The 16,051-nt window shown below is 74.7% G+C and carries 15 protein-coding genes; 12 read left to right on the top strand and 3 right to left on the bottom strand.

The window, feature by feature from the left end; translation table 11 throughout:
• Nucleotides 1–53 precede the first annotated feature (53 nt).
• The 6 genes from WCD58_RS27440 to WCD58_RS27415 all read left to right on the top strand — a co-directional run bounded on the left by WCD58_RS27440 (nucleotide 54) and on the right by WCD58_RS27415 (nucleotide 7,971).
• Nucleotides 54–2,183, top strand: coding sequence for an ABC transporter family substrate-binding protein (locus WCD58_RS27440; RefSeq protein WP_337706286.1), 2,130 nt, complete (start codon nucleotides 54–56; stop codon nucleotides 2,181–2,183).
• Between the two features lie 197 nt (nucleotides 2,184–2,380).
• Nucleotides 2,381–3,970 carry a peptide ABC transporter substrate-binding protein gene (locus WCD58_RS27435; protein ID WP_337706285.1) on the top strand — a complete coding sequence of 530 codons (1,590 nt, stop codon included), beginning with the start codon at nucleotides 2,381–2,383 and terminating at the stop codon, nucleotides 3,968–3,970.
• 108 nt (nucleotides 3,971–4,078) lie between these two features.
• Nucleotides 4,079–5,005, top strand: a complete 927-nt coding sequence (locus WCD58_RS27430; RefSeq protein ID WP_337706284.1) for an ABC transporter permease — start codon at nucleotides 4,079–4,081, stop codon at nucleotides 5,003–5,005.
• A complete protein-coding gene (locus WCD58_RS27425; RefSeq protein ID WP_337706283.1) occupies nucleotides 4,998–5,936 on the top strand; it encodes an ABC transporter permease in 939 nt (312 codons plus the stop codon). The genes WCD58_RS27430 and WCD58_RS27425 overlap by 8 nt, the downstream gene beginning before the upstream one ends.
• Complete coding sequence (locus WCD58_RS27420; RefSeq protein ID WP_337706282.1) at nucleotides 5,936–6,967, top strand: ABC transporter ATP-binding protein; 1,032 nt, start codon at nucleotides 5,936–5,938, stop codon at nucleotides 6,965–6,967. The genes WCD58_RS27425 and WCD58_RS27420 overlap by 1 nt, the downstream gene beginning before the upstream one ends.
• Nucleotides 6,964–7,971 carry an ABC transporter ATP-binding protein gene (locus WCD58_RS27415; RefSeq protein ID WP_337706281.1) on the top strand — a complete coding sequence of 336 codons (1,008 nt, stop codon included), beginning with the start codon at nucleotides 6,964–6,966 and terminating at the stop codon, nucleotides 7,969–7,971. The genes WCD58_RS27420 and WCD58_RS27415 overlap by 4 nt, the downstream gene beginning before the upstream one ends.
• Nucleotides 7,972–8,050: 79 nt before the next feature.
• Here WCD58_RS27415 and WCD58_RS27410 read toward each other — a convergent pair whose 3' ends face one another.
• A complete protein-coding gene (locus tag WCD58_RS27410) occupies nucleotides 8,051–8,608 on the bottom strand; it encodes a GNAT family N-acetyltransferase (RefSeq protein ID WP_337706280.1) in 558 nt (185 codons plus the stop codon).
• Nucleotides 8,609–8,665: 57 nt separating this feature from the next.
• On the opposite strand from WCD58_RS27410, the gene mshB reads away from it, so the two are divergent.
• The 5 genes from mshB to dapC all read left to right on the top strand — a co-directional run bounded on the left by mshB (nucleotide 8,666) and on the right by dapC (nucleotide 12,478).
• Nucleotides 8,666–9,526 (top strand): N-acetyl-1-D-myo-inositol-2-amino-2-deoxy-alpha-D-glucopyranoside deacetylase, encoded by an 861-nt coding sequence (gene mshB, locus WCD58_RS27405; protein WP_337706279.1) that lies wholly within the window; start codon nucleotides 8,666–8,668, stop codon nucleotides 9,524–9,526.
• Nucleotides 9,523–9,987 (top strand): hypothetical protein, encoded by a 465-nt coding sequence (locus WCD58_RS27400; protein WP_337706278.1) that lies wholly within the window; start codon nucleotides 9,523–9,525, stop codon nucleotides 9,985–9,987. The genes mshB and WCD58_RS27400 overlap by 4 nt, the downstream gene beginning before the upstream one ends.
• A 29-nt stretch (nucleotides 9,988–10,016) precedes the next feature.
• Complete coding sequence (locus tag WCD58_RS27395; RefSeq protein WP_337706277.1) at nucleotides 10,017–10,841, top strand: hypothetical protein; 825 nt, start codon at nucleotides 10,017–10,019, stop codon at nucleotides 10,839–10,841.
• A 195-nt stretch (nucleotides 10,842–11,036) separates the two neighbouring features.
• A complete protein-coding gene (gene fdxA, locus WCD58_RS27390; RefSeq protein WP_133827292.1) occupies nucleotides 11,037–11,357 on the top strand; it encodes a ferredoxin in 321 nt (106 codons plus the stop codon).
• Nucleotides 11,358–11,371: 14 nt separating this feature from the next.
• A complete protein-coding gene (dapC, locus tag WCD58_RS27385) occupies nucleotides 11,372–12,478 on the top strand; it encodes a succinyldiaminopimelate transaminase (RefSeq protein WP_337706377.1) in 1,107 nt (368 codons plus the stop codon).
• 103 nt (nucleotides 12,479–12,581) lie between these two features.
• Here dapC and WCD58_RS27380 read toward each other — a convergent pair whose 3' ends face one another.
• Both WCD58_RS27380 and WCD58_RS27375 read right to left on the bottom strand, forming a co-directional pair.
• A complete protein-coding gene (locus WCD58_RS27380; protein WP_337706276.1) occupies nucleotides 12,582–13,229 on the bottom strand; it encodes a response regulator in 648 nt (215 codons plus the stop codon).
• A gap of 10 nt (nucleotides 13,230–13,239) precedes the next feature.
• Nucleotides 13,240–15,222 carry a sensor histidine kinase gene (locus tag WCD58_RS27375; protein ID WP_337706274.1) on the bottom strand — a complete coding sequence of 661 codons (1,983 nt, stop codon included), beginning with the start codon at nucleotides 15,220–15,222 and terminating at the stop codon, nucleotides 13,240–13,242.
• A 132-nt stretch (nucleotides 15,223–15,354) separates the two neighbouring features.
• On the opposite strand from WCD58_RS27375, the gene WCD58_RS27370 reads away from it, so the two are divergent.
• The gene (locus WCD58_RS27370; protein WP_337706273.1) at nucleotides 15,355–16,044 is read left to right on the top strand and encodes a hypothetical protein; all 690 of its coding nucleotides are present in this window, start codon (nucleotides 15,355–15,357) and stop codon (nucleotides 16,042–16,044) included.
• Nucleotides 16,045–16,051: the final 7 nt, after the last annotated feature.

Here is a 16,051-nt window from a genome sequence, read left to right as displayed (position 1 = left end):
GCGGTCCCCGACGTGCTGTCGGAGTCGCCCGTGTCCTCCCCGCCCTGGCGCTCGTGCTCGCGGTCCTGGGGGCCTGCTCCGGAGCGCCCCCGCCGGTCGTCGGCCAGGTGCCCGTCCCCGCGCCGGCCCCGACCCCCCAGCTCGAGCCCGACCCGACCGAGCTGCGCATCGGTGTCGACGACCTCGGCGTCGGCTTCAACCCGCACCGGGTCGCCGACGAGACACCCCTGTCGCGCGCGATGGCCTCGCTGGTGCTCCCGTCGGCGTTCCGCCCCGGCCCCGACGGGGAGCCGCGGCTCGACACGGCGGTGGTGACCTCGGCGCGCGTGACCTCGACCGAGCCCTTCACCGTGTCCTACGAGATCGCCCCCGCGGCGAGCTGGTCGGACAACGCCCCGGTGGCCGCCGAGGACTTCGTCTACCTCTGGCAGCAGATGCGCAGCCAGCCCGGGGTGGTCGGCGCGGCCGGCTACCGGGCGATCACCGACGTCCGCTCGCGCGCGGGCGGCAAGGCCGTCGACGTGGTGTTCGACCGGCCGTACCCGGCGTGGCAGACGCTGTTCGACCACATGCTGCCCGCGCACCTGCTCAAGGACGCCCCCGGCTCCTGGGGCGGCGGGCTCACCGACAGCATCCCGGTGTCGGCCGGCCCGTTCACCGTCCGTGTCGTCGACCGGATCCGGGGCCAGGTCACCCTCGCCCGCAACGACCGGTTCTGGGGCACCCCGGCGGTCCCCGACGAGGTCGTCTTCCAGGCGGCGGAGGCGCCGTCGCTGATCGACCGGGTCCGCTCCGGCGACGTGCAGGCCACCCAGTTCCGCGCCGACGCCGACGACCTGGCCGCGCTCCGGGCGGTCGGCTCGCAGCTGACCGTCCGCGCCCTGCCCGAGCCCGCGCTCGTGCAGCTCGCCCTGCGCAGCGACGACGGCCCGCTCGCCGACCTGCGGGTCCGGCGCGCCGTGGCGTCGGCGATGGACCGGTCGGCGCTGCGCTCGGTCGGCACCAACGGGGGCCCGTCGGCGCAGCTGCCGGCGGACGCGTTCGGCCGCGCGCCGTCCGAGGAGGACTACCGCCCGACCCTGCCGGCCGACTCGCCCGCGGCCCGCCAGGACCTGGACGAGACGGCCCGGCTGCTCACCGACGCCGGGTACACGCGCGGCGCCGACGGCACGTGGGAGCGCGGCGGGCAGCCGCTGATCCTGCGTCTCGCGGCCCCGCCCCAGGTCGCGCCGTACGGACGTCTCATCGCGACGCTCGGCACGCAGCTGCGCGCGGCGGGCATCGCCTCGGTCGTCGTGGCCGACGGCGGCACCTCCGGGTTCGCGCCGGGCCGCGGGCCGTCGTCGACGACGACCACCGGCCCGCCGATCCCGACCCCCGCGCCGCCGACCCGCACCAGCACCCCGACCGGCGGCGCGCTGCTCGCGACCACCCCCACCCCGAGCCCGGGCGGGGGGACGACCAGCTCGAGCACGAGCACCACCACGACCACCGTGCCCCCCACGCCCAACTCGGCGTCGGACCTCGTCGTCGCCGACATCGCCGTGGAGTCCCTGCCCGTCGGCGGCGACCCGATCGCCGACCTCGCCTCGGTGGTCGGCTGCCCCGGCGGCCGGGCCCCGACGACCTCGGGCCGCACGAGCGCCGAACCCGGCGTCGCCCTGGCCGCCGAGGAGGCAGGCACGGCGCCGACCTCGCCGAACGCCCCGGGCGCGCCCGCGGCGAGCTCGCCCGCCGCCCCGACGAGCACCTCCCCGCCGACGAGCGCCGCACCGCCGGAGACGACCACCGGCGCGGCGCCGACCTCCACCGACGCCGCCGGACCCGCGACGGCCGCGACGACGCCGAACGCGGACGAGGTCGACGAGCTCGCCGAGGACCTCGCGGACCCCCAGGCCTCCGAGGCGCTGACGCCCACCGGGTTCTGCGACCCCGCCCTGCAGTCGCTGCTCGACGGCGCCTCCGCGGGCACCGTCTCGACCGACACGGCGCTCGCGCTCGCCGAGCCCTCGCTGTGGAACTCGCTGCCGACGATCCCGCTCTTCCAGGCCGCCTCGGTGCTCGTCAGCCCGACCGCCCGGACCGACGTCGTCGTCGGCCCGCTCACCGAGAGCCCGTTCGCGGGCGCCGACCGCTGGACCCCGCCGCCGGCGACCCAGCGCGGGGACGACGGCGTCAACTAGTCGGATTACCACGACCCGACGATCTCGTGACTCCCACGAGGCGTGTTCGTTACTCGTGGGTCAACATCTTGCCGAACGCAAACGCTTTCCCTAGGTTTCACGCGGCGAAGTCACGCGCGGTGATCGGTTGGTTGCCCCGCGCGAGGGAGTCGGGTCGGGGTACCACCACACGAGGAGGAACGTTGCCGTTGCGTCGGTTGGCCACGCTCGTGGCCGCAACGCTCGCCGTGGCGCTGGTCGTCACGGCGTGCGGCGGGGGAGGGGGCGGCGACGACCAGGCCGCCCAGACCGTGAGCCTCGACTGGGGCGAGCCGGAGAACGCGCTGATCCCGGGCAACAACACCGAGCAGAACGGCGGCGACGTCCTCGACGCCCTGTTCGCCGGGCTCGTCAAGTACGACGTGAACACCGCGGCCCCCTCGAACGAGGCGGCGGAGTCGATCACCTCGGCCGACAACCGCGTCTGGACGATCCGGCTCAAGCCGGGCTGGACGTTCCACGACGGCACGCCGGTCACCGCGCAGAACTACGTCGACGCGTGGAACTGGGTCGCCTACGGCCCGAACGCCGCGCAGGCCTCGTCGTTCATGGAGAAGATCGACGGGTACGACGAGGTCTCCAGCGAGACGCCGACCGCCCAGACCATGCGCGGGCTGCGCGTGGTCGACCCCCAGACCTTCGAGGTCACCCTCAAGGCGCCGTTCGTCATCTTCCCGACGACGCTCGGGTACTCGGCGTACTACCCGCTGCCGCAGAAGTTCTTCACCGACCGCGCGGGCTACGAGGCCGCCCCGGTGGGCAACGGCGAGTACCGCTTCGAGTCCCGCACCCCGAACCAGAACCTGACGCTGGTCCGCAACGACCAGTACGCCGGCACCGACAGGCCGCAGGTCCCGCGCCTGGAGTTCCGCGTCTACTCGGACCTGCAGACCGCCTACGACGACGTCGTCTCCGGCAACCTCGACCACATCAAGGCGATCCCGGCCTCCGCGCTGACCGGCGGCCGGTGGCGCCAGGACCTCGGCGCCGGCGCGCACGCCAAGGACGGCCTGCAGACCACGGCGCTGGGCTTCCCGCTCTACGACCCGCGGTTCGGTAACCCGCTGGTGCGCCGGGCGATGTCGATGGCGATCGACCGCCAGGCGATCGTCGACCAGATCTTCGGCGGCACCTATCGTCCGGCCGACGGCCTCGCGACCCCGGCGGCGCAGGGCTACCTGCCCAACCAGTGCGGCGAGAACTGCCAGTTCAACCCGCAGCGGGCGCGCGAGCTGCTCGCCCAGGCCGGCGGCTTCCAGGGCCCGCTGACCCTCACCGCGAACGCCGACGGCGGGCACGGCGAGTGGATGCAGGCGGTGACCAACCAGCTGCGCCAGAACCTCGGCGTCGACGCGCAGTACACCCCGCTGCCCTCGTTCTCCGAGGTCCGCCAGCAGGCCAACGCGTTCCGGTTCACGGGCCTGTTCCGCGCCGCGTGGATCGGGGACTACCCGAACATCGAGACGTTCCTGACGCAGCTCTACCGCACCGACGCGTCCTCGAACGACTACAAGTACTCCAACCCGGCGGTCGACGCCGCGCTCGACCGGGCCGACCAGGCCGCGAACGAGCAGGCGGCCGAGGCGGGGTACCAGGAGGCCGAGCGGCTGATCCTCACCGACATGCCGTCGATCCCGCTGTTCACGCGGCAGATCATCTACGGCGACTCGTCGCGCCTCGCCTCCGGTGAGCGCAACCCGCTGGACCGGCTCGTGACGACGTCGTTCCAGCTCAACCCGCAGAACTGACCTTCGTCCCCGACCACCACCACCGTCCGTGCGGGGCCGGGCACTCCCTGTTCTCATGGGGAGGTCCGCGTCCCGCACGGCGGGTCGGAACGACCGAGGAGTGCCCCCGTGGGCCGCTACACCCTGCGGCGCCTGCTGCAGCTGATCCCCGTCTTCCTGGGGACCACCTTCATCGTCTACGCCCTCGTCTGGGGCCTGCGCGACGACCCGTTCGCCGGCAAGTGCGGCCAGCGCGAGTGCTCAGCGTCCTTCAAGGCCGCCATCACCGAGCGGTACAACCTCGACGACCCGCTGATCCTGCAGTACCTCAAGTACCTCGGGAACCTGCTGACCGGCGACTTCGGCCAGACGTTCTCGGGCACCGAGGTCTCGACGCTCATCGCCGACGCCTACCCGATCACCGTGAAGCTCGCGCTCGTCGCGATCGTGATCGAGGCGATCATCGGCATCCTCGCCGGCGTCGTCTCGGGGCTGAGCGGGCGCGGGTTCGTCGACTCGCTCGTCCTGGTCTCGACGCTCTTCCTCATCGCGCTGCCGGTGTTCGTCACCGGTCTCGTGGTGCGCCAGATCCTCGGCGTCGAGCTCGGGATCATCCGCACCTCGGTGCCGGGCGACCCGTCGATCGGCGAGCTCATCGTGCCCGGCTTCGTGCTGGCCAGCCTGTCGATGGCCTACGTCGCGCGCCTGACCCGCACGAGCCTCATGGAGAACACCCGCGCCGACTTCGTGCGCACTGCCGTCGCCAAGGGCCTCACGCGGCGCCGCGTCGTCGGGGTGCACATGCTGCGCAACTCGCTGATCCCCGTGGTCACGTTCCTCGGCACCGACGTCGGCGCCCTCATGGGCGGCGCGATCGTCACCGAGGGCGTGTTCAACATCCGCGGGATCGGCGGGCTCGTCTACCGCGGGCTCCAGCAGCAGGACACCGCCACCGTCGTCGGCATCGTCGCGCTGCTGGTGATCGTCTACCTGATCGCGAACCTCGTCGTGGACCTGCTCTACGCCGTGCTCGACCCGAGGATCCGCTATGACTGAGCCGCTGACCACGGCCCCGCCGCCCACCGCCGCCGAGGCCGCCCCGAGCGCGGGCGCCGAGGCGACGCGGGGCCTGTGGGCCGACGGCTGGAACGACCTGCGCCGCCGGCCGCGCTTCTGGATCGCCGCCGCGCTGATCGTCCTGCTGCTGCTCATGGCGGTCGTGCCGTCGCTGTTCACGTCGGTCGACCCCACGGTCGGGCTGCTCGAGCGCTCGCGCCTGCCCCCGGGACCGGGCGGGATCTTCGGCACTGATCTCCAGGGCCGCGACGTCTACGCCCGCACCATCTACGGGGCGGCGCCGTCGCTCGCGGTGGGCTTCCTCGCGACGTTCGGCACGGTGGTCGTCGGCTCGCTCGCCGGGCTGCTGGCCGGCTACGCGCAGGGCTGGACGGACTCGCTGCTCTCGCGGGTCGGCGAGATCTTCGCGGGCCTGCCGTTCATCCTCGGCGGCATCGTCATCCTGACCTCGTTCAACCGGCCGGGCGAGATCGTCGGCGCCGGCCAGCTGGTGTTCCAGGTGGTGCTCACGATCGTCGTGCTGACCTGGCCGGTGGCCATGCGCATCATGCGCGCGGCGGCGATCGAGACCTCGCAGCAGGACTACGTCAAGGCGGCGAAGGCGCTGGGCGCGGGCCCGTTCCGGGTGGTGCTGCGGCACATCCTGCCCAACACGCTGGCCCCGGTCCTCGTGTACGGCGCCATCCAGTTCGGGGTGTTCATCGGCGCCGAGGCGACGCTGTCGTTCCTCGGCATCGGGCTGCGCGACCCCGTGGTCTCCTGGGGCGTGATGATCTCCGAGGCGCGCGACCGCGTGCAGGACATCCCCTGGGCGCTGTTCTTCCCGGCCGGCTTCCTGGTGATCACGGTGCTGGCCTTCGTGATGATGGGCGACGCCGTGCGCGACGCCCTCGACCCGCGGGGGCGTTGATGAGTCCACTCCTGGAGGTCGACGACCTCCGCGTCGAGTTCGGCCGCGGCCCCGACACGGCCTCGGTGCTCAACGGCGTGAGCTACCACGTCGACGAGGGCGAGACCCTCGCCGTGCTGGGCGAGTCCGGCTCCGGCAAGAGCGTCACCGCGCAGACGGTGATGGGCATCCTCGACACCCCGCCGGGGCGGATCACCGGCGGCTCGGTGCGCTTCCGCGGCGAGGAGCTGCTCGGCGCCGACCCGGAGCGCCGTCGCCTGCTGCGCGGCGAGTCGATGGCGATGATTTTCCAGGACGCGCTGTCGGCGCTGAACCCCGTCTACTCGGTGGGCTTCCAGATCGCCGAGCAGTTCCGGTTCCGGCGCGGGATGTCGCGCAAGGACGCGATGGTCCGGGCCGCCGAGATGCTCGACCTCGTGAAGATCCCGAACGCGAAGCAGCGCGTGCGGGAGTACCCGCACCAGTTCTCCGGGGGCATGCGCCAGCGCGCCATGATCGCGATGGCGCTGGCGCTCGACCCGGAGCTGCTCATCGCCGACGAGCCGACCACCGCGCTCGACGTCACGGTGCAGGCGCAGATCATGGAGCTGCTCGACGAGCTGCGGCGCGAGCGGGGGATGGGCCTGGTCCTCATCACCCACGACCTCGGCGTGGTCGCCGAGGTCGCCGACCGGATCGCGGTGATGTACGCCGGGCGGATCGTCGAGCACACCGACGCCGCCTCGCTCTACGCGCACCCGGCGCACCCGTACACGCGCGGGCTCATGGACTCGGTGCCGCGCGTCGACGACGTCTCGGGCGCCCCGCTGCGCCCGATCCCGGGGCTGCCGCCGAGCCTGTCGGCGATCCCGAACGGCTGCCCGTTCCACCCGCGCTGCGCCCACGCGCAGGACGTGTGCACCGACGAGGTGCCCGCGCTGCGCGAGGTGGGCTCGGCGCACCAGGCCCACCAGGCGGCGTGCCACTTCGCCGAGCAGTTCGTCGCGCAGGACCCCGACCGACCGACGACGCACGAGGTGGTCTCCCGGTGACCCAGCCGATCCTGTCGGTCCGCGACCTGGTCAAGCACTACCCGGTGACCCGGGGCGTGGTGTTCCGCAAGACCGTCGGGCAGGTGCGCGCCGTCGACGGCGTCTCGCTCGACCTGCACCCCGGCGAGACGCTCGGGGTGGTCGGGGAGTCGGGCTGCGGGAAGTCGACCCTCGCGCAGGTGCTCATGCGCCTGACCCCGCCGACGAGCGGGACCGCGACCTTCGAGGGCGAGGACCTGTTCGCCAAGCGCGGGTCGGCGCTCACCGCGTGGCGCCGCGACATGCAGATCGTCCTGCAGGACCCCTACACGTCGCTGAACCCGCGCAAGACCGTCGGCGACATCGTGGGCGAGCCGTTCGACATCCACCCCGAGGTGGCGCCGAAGAGCGACCGGCGGCGCCGGGTGCAGGAGCTGCTCGAGGTGGTCGGGCTCAACCCCGAGCACATCCGGCGCTACCCGCACCAGTTCTCCGGCGGGCAGCGCCAGCGCATCGGCATCGCCCGCGCGCTGGCCCTGCGCCCCAAGGTGATCGTCTGCGACGAGCCGGTGTCGGCGCTCGACGTGTCGATCCAGGCGCAGGTGCTCAACCTGCTGTCGGACCTGCAGCGCGAGTTCGACCTGGCGTACCTGTTCATCGCCCACGACCTCGGGGTGGTCCGCCACCTGTGCGACCGCGTGGCGGTGATGTACCTCGGGTCGATCGTGGAGACGGGGACCGCGGAGGAGATCTACGGGCGCGCGGCCCACCCCTACACCCAGGCGCTGCTGTCGTCGGTCCCGGTGCCCGACCCGTCCCTGCGCGGGCGGCGGGAGGCGATCCGGCTGGAGGGCGACGTCCCGAGCCCCGCCGACCCGCCCTCGGGGTGCCGGTTCCGCACCCGCTGCCCCAAGGCGGCGGCGATCTGCGCGGAGGACCCCCCGGCCCTCGAGGTCCGCGCGTCGACCGACCACCCCGCGGCGTGCCACTTCGCCGAACCCCCGCACCTCGTCCGCGCGGAGTAGCCGGGTTCTGTCAGCGACGTGGCGTCGCTGACACTCAACGTCCGTATCGCCACGCGCTCGATTCCGGGGCTTGGTCCGGTCAGACGAGCTGCCCGTCCCGGGCGAGCTCCCGCGCGGGCGGCCACGCCGACAGCGGGCGGCCCGCCGCGTGCACCATCGCCGGGTCGGTGTCGACGCGCGTGCGGTGGTGCGTGTCGACGAGGCGCACGGTCACGCCGGGCAGGCGCGTCCACCCCGCGGCGCGGTAGAAGCCCTCGACGGCAGGCCCGCACGACACGAACCCGAACGGCACGTCGAGGTCGACGAGCACGTCCACCACGCGCGCCGTCAGCGCCGCCCCGAGGCCCCGTCCCTGGTGCCCGGGGTCCACGGCGACGAGCCCGACGTCGCCGACGAGCACGTCCCCGCCGTCGGGCAGCGCCCGCAGGAACCGCCGCACCACGCCGGCGTGGGCGACCGCCACCCCGCCGACCCGCCCGACCACCCGCAGCTCCGGGCGCGCGCCCGCCCAGCTCCGCCCGTCGGAGAACCGTGCGGACTGCCGGGCGTAGGCCCGTGACAGCAGCGCCGCCACGTCGGCGTGCGCCGCGGCGTCCAGATCGGTCTCCCACGACACCGTCCAACGCGGATCCGTCATGGGGACACGGTCCACCCCGACCGGTCGCGCGCGCCCGGACGGCCTACCGTGCCCCGGGTGAGTTCCGGTCCGCTGCTGCTCGTCCACGCCCACCCGGACGACGAGACGATCACCTGCGGCGGCGTGATGGCGCTCGCCACCCGGGCCGGCATCCCGGTCACGCTCGTGACGTGCAACCGCGGGGAGCAGGGCGAGGTGATCCCGCCCGGGCTCCAGCACCTCTCCGGCGACGCGCTGGGCGAGTACCGCGAGGGCGAGCTCGCGCGGGCCTGCGCGGCCGTCGGCGTCACCGACCACCGCTGGCTCGCCAGGGTCGGCGCCTGGCAGGACTCGGGCATGGTGCGCGCCGGCGCGGGCATCCATGCCGCCGCGCCCGCCACGATCGGCGCCGAGGCGTTCGCCGCCCCCGACGGGTTCGACGAGCAGGTCGAGGCGCTGGTGGCGGTGCTGCGCGAGGTCCGCCCGCGGGTCGTCGTCACCTACGACGAGCGCGGCGGCTACGGCCACCCCGACCACGTGCGGGCACACGACATCACGCTCGCCGCGGTCGAGCGCGTCGACCCCGACGCCTCGACGATCACCGTGGTGGCCACCGCCGCCGCGCACGACGAGGTCGAGGCGGGCCTGGCCGCCCTGCGCCGCCGGTCGTGGCTGCCGGTGCCGGTGCCGCCGGTGGACGACCTGCCCACGGTCCCCGACGCGACCATCACCACCCGGGTGCCGCTCGGCGCCGCCCGCATCGCCAAGCTCGCGGCGCTGCGCGCGCACGCCACCCAGATCACCGTCTTCGACGACGGCAGCGAGCCCCCGGCGTACGCGCTCTCCAACGACCTCGCCCAGCCCGTCCTGCCCGCCGAGTGCTTCGTGCACCTGCGCGGCCCGGCCAGCGCCCCCGACGACCTGTTCCCCCCGTCGTGAGCGACGCGAGCACCGAGGGACGCCCCGACTGCGTGGAGAGCAGCGAGGGTGACCCTCGCTCCCCGGAGCCGGCACCCCGCCGCCGGGTGCTCCCCGTGGTCGTCGTGGTGCTCCTCGCCCTCGACGCGGTGATGCTCGCGTGGACCGAGATGGCGTGGCTGACCCTGCGCACGGCCGGCGACGGCGTCCCACTGCCCCTCTCCGCGGCGGTCGCGCTGGTCACGACCCCGGTGCTCGTGCTCGCCGCCGACGCCGCGTGGCCCGGGAGCCGCGCCGCGCTGGTCCCGCTCGCGGCGTGGACGCTGACCGTCCTCGTCGCGGGCCTGTGGAGCCCGGCGGGCGGCGGGGTGCTGCCGCCCGACTGGCGCGCGATCCTCCTGCTCGCCGCCGGCGTGCTGCCCGGCGCGCTGGCGCTCTCGTGGACGTCCGCGAAGAGGCGCGTGCACACCCTGGACGGTTGAGCGGCGACCTGGTCGGGAAACGTGCCGCCATGCCCGCCATCCCCGACGAGCACGTCGTCCGCGTCCTGCGCCCCTTCGTGGCCGCCACCGGCCCGGTGCTGCGCGGTCTGCGTGACGCCGACCCCTTCCGCCTCGGACGCCTCGCGCAGCGCCGCGCGCTCGAGCTGCAGGCGAGCGACGGGCGTGCGCCCGAGCCCGCGCCCACCTCCCGCATCGGCAGGCTCCGCCGGGCGCTGCGCACCGTGCGGGCCCGCGTCCTCGACCGGCTCGCCACCTCGAAGCTCCCCGGCACGCCGCGCTGGCAGGCGATGAGTCCCGAGGAGCGCGACCAGTGGTGGGTGTCGCGGGTGGGGCGCTTCACCTCGGTGGTCGCGTCGATCCCCGGCATCGGCGGCGCCCTGGCGCGCCGGCTGCCCGTCTCGGACATCCTCGGGCTCGGCGCGCAGGGCCTCGTCGTGTGCGCCATCGCCAGCGAGCACGGGATGGACGGCCGCGACCAGCAGGTCCGCCTCCTCGCCTCCGTGCTCTTCGGGCGTGACGTCGACCCCCGCAAGCACGGTGACCCGCATCACGCCGACGTCGAGCGCGAGGCCGGCGAGCTCACCGGCACGGTCGGCACCGAGCGCGAGGAGCACGGCCGGCTCGGGGCCCTGGCCAGCGCGGTGTGGCGGATGGGCAGGACGCTGTGGGGCCTGCAGGGCGAGCTCGACCGGCGCCCGCAGGGCAACCGTTTCTGGCGCCTGCTGGCCAACCTGCCGGTGGTGGGGGCGCTGGCGAGCTACCGCAGCGAGCGGTCGGGCCTCAAGCGCGCCGCCCGGTCCGCGGCACGCTGGGTGGCCCGCGAGCAGCGCTGACGGCACGCTGCGGGTGCATGGTGTGACGAGGGTGTGACGGCTGACATGCCGCTGCGGAGCAATCGGGACGCCCCCGCACGGGCGTGACGCGACGACGACCGGAATACTCGCCGCAGGCGTTCCCTGAGGCCGCGTGACACCACCACGCGAGGGTCCGGGGACGCCGGACGACGCGAGTGAGGAGCAGGAGCAGACGTGACGTACGTGATCGCCGAACCGTGTGTCGACGTGCTCGACAAGGCGTGCATCGAAGAGTGCCCTGTCGACTGCATCTACGAAGGGGGCCGGATGATGTACATCCACCCCGACGAGTGCGTCGACTGCGGGGCGTGCGAGCCGGTCTGCCCGGTCGAGGCCATCTACTACGAGGACGACGTGCCGGACCAGTGGTCCGTCTACACCCAGGCGAACGTCGACTTCTTCGACGAGCTGGGCTCGCCGGGCGGCGCGTCCAAGGTCGGGAAGGTCGAGCGCGACGCGGGCCCCGTGCCCGACCTGCCGCCGCAGGGGGAGTGACCACCGGCTCGGGAGTGCGGTTCCCCGCGCTCCCGGACTTCCCGTGGGACAGCCTCGCCGGGGCCGCCGCGGTCGCCCGCGGCCACCCCGACGGGGTCGTCGACCTGTCCGTCGGCACGCCGGTCGACCCGGTGCCGGCGGCGGTCGGCGAGGCGCTGTGCGCCGCGTGGGACTCCCCGGGCTACCCGCAGACGTGGGGCACCCCCGCGCTGCGGGAGGCCGCCGTGGAGGCGCTCGCGCGTCGCCACGGCGCCGGCCTGTCGGCCACGGAGGGCCTGGACCCGGACGCGGTGCTGCCAACGATCGGCTCCAAGGAGCTGGTGGCGTGGCTGCCGACGCTGCTCGGGCTGGGTGCCGACGACGTCGTCGCGTTCCCGGACCTGGCCTACCCGACCTACGAGGTCGGCGCGCAGCTGGCGGGCGCGCGGCCGGCCCGGGTGGCCGACGACGAGCCGCTGCCCGCGGGCACGCGGCTGGTCTGGCTGAACTCGCCGTCCAACCCCACCGGGCGGGTGCTCGACGCCGCCGCGCTCACCGACCGGGTCGCCGAGGCCCGCGCGATGGGCGCGGTCGTCGCCGCCGACGAGTGCTACCTCGCGCTGCCCGGACCGGGGGTGCGGACGACCTCGGTGCTCGACCCCGTCGTGCACGGCGGCGGCGTCGACGGGCTCCTCGCGGTGCACTCGCTGTCGAAGACCTCGAACCTCGCGGGCTACCGCGCCGGCCTCGTCGTCGGCGACCCCGCGCTGGTCGCGGGCCTGCTCCAGGTCCGCAAGCACGCCGGGATGATCGTCCCGCGCCCCGTGCAGGAGGCCATGACCGTGGCCCTGCGCGACGACGCCCACGCCGCCGAGACCCGCGCGCGCTACGACGGGCGCCGCCGCGTCCTGCGCCCCGCCCTCGAGGCCGCGGGCCTGCGCGTCGAGCACTCCGAGGCCGGCCTGTACCTCTGGGCCACCGCCGACGAGCCGTGCCGCACGACGGTCGACCGCCTCGCCGCGCGCGGCATCCTCGTCGCGCCCGGCGAGTTCTACGGTCCCGCGGGCGGCGCGCACGTCCGCGTCGCCCTCACCGCGTCCGACGAGCGCATCGCGGCGGCGGCGGAACGCCTGGCGGACTGACGAGCACCAGGGCGTCCGACGGAGCGTCCTCGCTCCGACGAGAACGCTTCGAGGATCGGAGCATTCTCACCGAAGAGTCGCCCGCCTCGACCCGGACACGCCCTCAGCCCGCGCCCCCGAGCCCTGCCCGGCGTGCCCGCGCGACCGCCTCGGCCCGCCCGCTGACCCCGAGCTTCGCGAACACCGACGACGCGTGGTTGGTGACCGTCTTCGGCGCTAGCCCGAGCCGGGTGCCGACGGCCGTGGTGGTCAGCCCCGTGGCGAGCAGCTCGAGCACCTGGCGCTCGCGGGCGGTGAGCTCGGCGAACGGCTCGGCGGAGCGGTCGGGGCCGGCGACGAGGCCCAGGACGCGGCGGGCGACGCCCGGGCCGAAGATGGCCTCCCCGGCGGCGACGGCGTGGATGCCGCGCACGATCTCCTCCTGGTTGGCGCCCTTGAGCAGGTAGCCGTGGGCGCCGGCGCGCATGGCGGCGAAGACGGTGTCGTCGTCGTCGAACATCGTCAGCATGAGGATGGCGACCGACGGCGCCGCGCGCAGGACCTCCGTCGCGGCCGCGACCCCGTCGAGGTCGGGCATCTGCACGTCGAGCACGAGGACCTCGGGGGCCTCGGTCACCGCGGCCCGCACGGCCTCGCGGCCGGTCGCCGCCGTCGCGACGACCTCGATCCCCACCACGGACGACAGCAGCGCGGAGAGCCCGTCCCGGATGACGGGGTGGTCGTCGGCGATGACAACGCGCACCGGGCTCACGGCGCCGACCTCATAGCGGCAGCCTCGCGCTGACCCGTCCGCCCCCGGCCTGCGGACCGGCGACGAGCGTGCCGCCCAGCTCGGCCACCCGCTCGCGCATCGACGCCAGCCCCACCCCCGAGTCCCAGGTCGTCGCGGAACGGCCGTCGTCGGTGATCGCCAGCTCGAGCGCGCCGTTGTCCTCGATCCGGACGTCCACCCGGGACGGGCCGGCATGCCGGACGGCGTTGGTGACCGCCTCGACCGCGATCCGGTACGCCGCCACCTCCACCGCGGCGGAGAGGGCGGGCAGCTCGCCGTCGTCGTGGACGGTCACCGTGACGGCGTCCCCGCCCAGCCCGTCGACGTGGCGGCGCAGCGCCCCGACCAGCCCGAGCTCGTCGAGCGCGGGCGGGCGCAGGGCGTGGACGAGGCGGCGGATGTCGTCGATCGCCTCGCCGGCCGCGGCCCGGAGCCCGCGGAGCAGCGCCTCGGCGCGCGGCGGGTCGGTGGTCAGCACGTTGCCGGCGGCGTCGGCGGCGAAGGCGATGCCGGTCAGCGCCGGTCCGAGACCGTCATGGAGGTCGCGGCGCAGGCGGCGCCGTTCCTCCTCGCGGGCGCCGACGAGCTCCGCGCGCGACCGCTGCACCTGCGCGGACAGCTCCGTCGCGTGGACGGCGACGGCGAGCGGCACGGCGAGCAGCTCCAGGGCCGCGCGGTCGGCCTGGTGGAGGGTGCCCTGACCACGCCGGACGCCCACGACGAGGTCGCCGACGTGCTCGTCGCGGTAGCGCAGGGGGAGGACCTCCGTCGTCGAGGGCTCGGTGCCGTGGGCCGCGGTCACGACGCCCTCGCGCCGCACCGCGACGTGCGGCAGACGCAGCGCCTCGGCGACCGCGACGAGCACGTCGTCGGGCCCGGTGCCCGTGCGGAGTCGGTCGCCCATGAGCGAGAGCGCCCGCACCGGGTCGTTCCGGTCGCCGTAGAGGGCCCGGTCGACGACGCGCTGCAGGCGCACTCGCACCGGGTTGAAGCCGACGGCGATCAGCAGCGTGACCAGCACGTTCGCGCCCTCGCGGCGCAGGACGGCATCCGCGACGGCGACGAGCGCGAGGTAGACGCCGACGACGCCGACGGTCAGCAGGGCGTAGAGGACCGTGCGGGAGAGCACGAGGCGGATGTCGAGCAGCTGGTGGCGCAGCACGGCGATCGTCATCGCGGCGGGAACGAGCGCGATGGCCAGCAGCTGCAGAATCGGGCCGGCGTCGAAGATCCCCCACGGCACGACGATCGCGATCATCCCGAGCAACGCGAGCACCAGCCACAGCAGCTGGCGGCGCTGCTGCTCGTCGCCGCGGCGGTAGCGCACGACCAGCCCCGTCACGGCGGCGATCAGCGTCAGCACCTGGAGGATCTCCGAGATCGTCCACAGCGGCTGGAGCGTCGCGTAGTCCTCGATGACCAGCCAGGGGCGCAGGGTCCGCGGGCCCACGGTCTGGCCGGGCTCGGTGCCCACGTTGAGCGCGAACAGGACCGAGGCCGGCACCGTGGCGGCCGCGATCGCCCGCCAGGGACGTCCGGGGAGCAGCCCGTCGGGGAAGACGAAGAGCGCGAGCGGCAGGAACAGCGCGATCGACCACGGCCAGGCGAGGACGAAGACGGTGTCGAGCGTCCGCAGGACCGGCTCGGCCCAGGCCCGCTGCGACCCGAGGTCGAGCAGCGGGGCCACGGCCGCGGTCGCTGCCTGGCTGACCCCGGCCGCGAGGAGCAGCCAGCCGAGAGCGCGACGAGGACGCTGCCAGGCGATGAGGACCCCTGCCGTCGCGCACGAGAGCCCGATGGCGATGTTGGTGACGACGAACCCGTCCACCGCCTCGGCGAGGGAGACGCCGGCGACGGCCGCGCCGACGACCGCGGTCGCCACCTCGAGGACGACGACCGCGAAGAGAGCCCAGGCGGCGACGGCCGAGCGCCGGCCCGGCCCGTCGGTCCTGGTCACGGGCGTCGTGGTCACGACAGGGAGTCTGACCGACCGGGCACCCCGTTGTCCCCGGTCGGCGTCCCGGTCCGACCCGGGCGTGCGCCCGGCCGGGACCAGGAGTGCGGCCCTGTCGACCGGGGACGGCGCGGGCCGACCGTGACCGCCATGACCACACCACTGTTCCCGTCACCGGCCTGGCGGCGTGCCGCCCTGGTCGTCACCCCGCTCGGACCGCTCGTGGTCGCCGCGCTGCGCTGGCTGCTGCCCTACGACACCACCGACGACCACACGACCCTCGTCGCGAAGGTCGCCTCGCACCCGGGCGCGGAGTCCGCCGTGCTGTGGCTGAGCCTCGTCGCGCTGCTCGCCCTGCCGCTCGGGATCCTCGTCGTCGGCGCGGTCGCCGTGCGGGCCCGCCCCGTGCTGGGGACGGTCGCCGCCGTCCTCGCCTGGTGCTCCTTCGCGACGCTGCCGTTCCTCGTCAGCCCCGACCAGATCGCCCTCGCCGGCGTCGAGGCCGGGCTCCCGACGCCCGCGACGGCCGCGGTGCTGGACGCGGCGGCCGCCCACCCCGTGAGCGCGGCCGCGACGACACTCTGGGTCGCCGGCCACATCCTCGGCCTGGTCCTGCTCGGCGCGGCGCTCTGGCGCACGATCCCGACGTGGGCGGCGGTCGCGCTGATCGTCTCCCAGCCGTTGCACTTCATGGTGGCCGTCATCGTGCCGAACCACGTGCTCGACGGGCTCGCCTGGCTGCTCACCACGGTCGCGTTCGCGGTGACCGCCGCCGTGGGGCTCGGGCCGGCCCGGACCGGCACACGGTCGACGGACCCGGTCGGGGCGACGACCCGCTGACCACGTA

Source organism: Actinomycetospora flava (assembly GCF_037400335.1).
Classification (GTDB): Bacteria; Actinomycetota; Actinomycetes; order Mycobacteriales; family Pseudonocardiaceae; genus Actinomycetospora; species Actinomycetospora flava.
The sequence above is the reverse complement of the archived record's forward strand: the minus strand, read 5'-3'. Positions and strand labels throughout refer to the sequence as shown.